This is a genomic window from Bradyrhizobium sp. CFUWI, assembly GCF_056429085.1.
Genome location: NZ_JBWJZE010000270.1, coordinates 1 through 409 on the forward strand (window position 1 = coordinate 1; position 409 = coordinate 409).

A 409-nucleotide genomic window follows, 5' to 3' on the forward strand; every position below is an offset into this window, starting at 1 on the left:
CGCTGGATGCCGCCGCGCTGGCGCAGGCCCTGCCCGGCTGGCGCCAGCCCGATGCGCCGCGGCAATGGGTGCTGGAGGTGACGGGCCCGGTCGTCGCGCGCAGCAGCGGCTTCCGCTTCGTGCGCCCGGTGACGGCACTGGAAGTGATTCCCCAGGCGGGCACGGTGATCGGCGACAACGACGGCGAACCCGTCGCCACGCCCTACGACGATTGCGTGCTGGTGATGCCCTCCACGCGCCAGGCGCGCACGGGCGTCACGGTCGTGCGGTTCGCGCGGCGGCGCCCGCTGTAGCGGCAGGGGCGGGCCTCAGTGGCCCGCCGTCTTCGAGAACAGGTTGATCACGAGCACGCCCGCCAGGATCAACCCCATGCCCGCCAGTGCCGGGCCGTCGAGCCGCTGGCCATAGA

2 pseudogenes are annotated in these 409 nt (G+C 73.6%); one reads left to right on the forward strand and one right to left on the reverse strand.

The features are described from left to right. Positions 1-293: pseudogene (locus AC066S_RS39750) on the forward strand (hypothetical protein); the annotation flags it as partial. Positions 294-308: 15 nt separating this feature from the next. On the opposite strand, the pseudogene AC066S_RS39755 reads toward AC066S_RS39750, so the two are convergent. Then, positions 309-409, reverse strand: a pseudogene (locus AC066S_RS39755) (QacE family quaternary ammonium compound efflux SMR transporter); the annotation flags it as partial.